The organism is Microbacterium sp. UBA3394 (assembly GCF_002358725.1).
GTDB lineage: Bacteria > Actinomycetota > Actinomycetes > Actinomycetales > Microbacteriaceae > Microbacterium > Microbacterium luteum.
The window spans coordinates 1-3,048 of sequence record NZ_DEPK01000120.1; the positions used below are offsets into that span (position 1 = coordinate 1).

Genomic DNA, 3,048 nt, shown 5'->3' on the forward strand with positions numbered 1-3,048 from the left:
CAAGCACGACGTGCGGCGTTCCGGCGACAGCGGGGAGTACTGAGGCGATCTCCTCCAGGCTGCGGGTCACCACGCGACAGACCTCGACGGCGCTGCGTTCGGTCAACGGCGACTGGCCGAGCGCGCGCCACCGGTCCAGCAGCCGGTCGACCTCGGCCCGCATCTCCTCGTCGGTGGCGTCATCGCCGACACCCAGCCGTACCGTCGGGCCGGTCCCCTTGCCACCGATGATCCGCTCCGCCTCGGCGGCGTCGCTCGGTGCCAGCGGCAGCCCGTCGGCGCGCGCCCGCGCGAGCGCCGAGAGCTCACGCAGGCTGTGAGCGGTGGCGCGGATGCGTTCGATGCCCCCACGCACCTCGTCGACGTCGTCTCGGGGGAAATCCGCGAGCACGCGTTCCAGGCCGTCGAGCACGCCCCGGATCTTCAGCGTTGCTGCGCGCGTGCGGAACTGCTCGCGGACGAACTGCTGCAACTCGTTCAGACCACTCTGCTGCACGAGCATCTCGGCGAAGTCGGTCGAAGTCGGCGTGGATCGGCGCAGCAGCGCGGTCGCCAGGCGCACGCCGAAGATGCCGAACCGGGCGAGGAGAGCGCGGCGGGCCGCTTCGGTGAGGGTCGTCGCCGGCGAGGGCCGCACGAAGCGGTCCGCCGAGATGAGCAGCTTCTCCCGATCCTCGCGCGGGAGGGCGGCGAGTTCCTTGAAGGCCGCATACTCGTCTTCGCGAAGGGTGCGGGCGCTCTCGGCGAGCAGCCCCGCGACGGGGATGACGCCCAGGGCGAGCGAGGCGAGCTCCCCGTCGAGTTCGTAGCGCCGGGCGACCTTGTTCGCGGAGAGGATCGAGTCGATGCGGCCGGAGCCGATCTCGTCGGCGCGCGAGAGGACCGCGACCGCGTTCACCGTCTGAGACTGACCGGCCGCCGTGTCACGGAAGGACTCGAGGAACTTCATGTCCGAGGCATGCAGGTGCCGCATCAGATAGATGATCGCGTCGGCCGCCGAGGGCCTCGCCTCGGGCACGAGGAACGTCGTCGAGCGCGCCGAGACGTCTTGCGACAGCGAGGCGATGCCAGGAGTGTCGATGAGGATGAGCGACCGGAGCCCGCTCGAGGGCCAGCCGACGTCGATCCAGTCGACATCGTCGGCCGAGGTCTCGCCGAGGTCGAAGATCAGGCGCCCTCGCTCGCGACGGATCGGCAGGCGCTGCTGCTCGCCGTCGCGGCGATGGAGGGTGACCGAGGGGGTCGCGGCATACCGGTACCAGGTGACCACGCGCGTGCACTCGCCGGCGTCGGTGGGAGCGATCCGCTCCCCCAGCATCGCGTTCAGGAGGGTGGACTTGCCGGCCTTGACCATGCCCGCCAGCGCCAGACGCAGCGGCTCGTGCAGGCGACGGCTCAACTCGTCCAGGCGCGCGGTCGCCTCGGCGTCGTCGGCGTAGCGGGCCCGCGCGGTGTCGAGCAGCCGCGCGGCGTCGTCGCGCAACGGCGTGCTCACGAGCGCGCCGCCTCGAGCTGCCTGACGGGCGCGATCGCGGGGATCTTCCGCTTGAGCGTTTCGAGCTGCTGGATCTGCGTCTGCAGCTCCCTGACCCGATTGTCCCGGCCGCTGGCGTACGTCGAAGCGGCCTGCTTGGCGGCCAGCACCGCTTCACCGAGCGAGCGGTGCAGTTCGTCGGCCATGCCGCCGAAGTGGTCGCGCGCCGCACGCTGCACGAGGCGCAGACGGTCCCTGAGCTGCTTGCCGACCTGGAAGATGACCTCTTCGATGTGGCGGCGCACGACCGTCTTTGCCTCGAAGCGACGGCGCGCGAGCCGGTTGGTCATGTCTTCTCGGTAGGCGCGGCGGCCCACGAGCACACCGGCCAGGAGCGACAGCGGGTTGATGAGCGACAGTCCGATGAGGCCGGTCGCGAGACCGACCATGAGCACGCCGCCGTAGGAACCGCGCACGCCGATGAAGATCTTCTCGGCCGCACCCATCTGACCGGAGTCGACGCCGGCGATCCGGTCGACGGGATCGAGCACGCCCTCGGTGTCGCCGACAGCGAACAGCGGAATCTCGGTCTGTCCCTCGAAGAACTGCTCCGCGACCTCTTCGCACAGCCAGCGCGAGCGCTCGTCGGTCCACACGAACGTCTCCGACACCGCCGCGTTGATGCGCTGATCGATCCACTCGGTGATCTGCTCCCAGATCGGGCCCGGATCGCCCTCGTCGATGGATGCCTCCGCCTCGCGCTGCACCCGCCGCAGGCGGTCGCGCAGATCGTGCTCCATGTCGGAGATGAGGTCGGCGACGCCGTCGTTCAGGGTCGTCTGCCACTTGGACGAGCGTCCCCGGAACTCGTCGGCCCGCGCCTTGGCGTCTTCGAGCTGCGCGATCATGCGCGGGGTGTCCTCGGGATGCAGGATGGCGTTCAGCTCGGAGGTGAGCGAGACCTCCATCTGGTCCACGACCGACACGACGTCGTGGACCGCGCTCCGGGCATGAACCACTTCGGCATGTGCCAGGACTTCGCCGCGAAGATGGTGGACGAGCTGAGGGAAACCCGATTCGTCGTTCAGTTCGCGATCGTGGTGCTCGGCGGCGAGCAGCCGCAGATCGCTGGAGACGGAGAAGATCGGCACCTCGCCGACGTCGCCCAGGTGCGAGCGGTCGATGCGCTCGATGTCGCGCCACTGCGGGTAGAGGTCCGTCTTCGACAGCACCGCCGCCACGTTCGGCGACACGCGCATGGCGTGGCGCAGGAACTGCACCTCGGGCTCGGTGTACTCCTGCGACGCATCCGACACGAGCAGCACGGCATGCGCCGACGACAGCGCCGCAAGCGTGGTCAGCGCGTTGGTGGAGTCGAGCCCGCCGACGCCCGGCGAGTCGACCAGCCGCAGCCCGCCGCGCAGCAATTCGCGGGGCAGAACGACCTCGGCCGACAGCAGCTTCTGCTCGTTGCTGGGGTTGCCGCGCTCGGAGACGTAGTCGGCGAGCGCTTCGAGAGGGATGTCGATCTGCTCGACGACGCCCGGCTGGTCGCCCTTCTGCTGCACGACCCA

2 protein-coding genes are annotated in these 3,048 nt (G+C 69.8%); both read right to left on the bottom strand.

All coding sequences use genetic code 11. From position 1 onward, the window contains the following. The coding region (locus tag B4E30_RS07515) for a dynamin family protein (protein ID WP_286794418.1) at positions 1-1,495 on the bottom strand (1,495 nt) is incomplete at its 3' end. Continuing rightward, positions 1,492-3,048: dynamin family protein (locus B4E30_RS07520; protein WP_286794421.1), on the bottom strand; the 1,557-nt coding region annotated here is incomplete at its 5' end. The genes B4E30_RS07515 and B4E30_RS07520, both read right to left, overlap by 4 nt.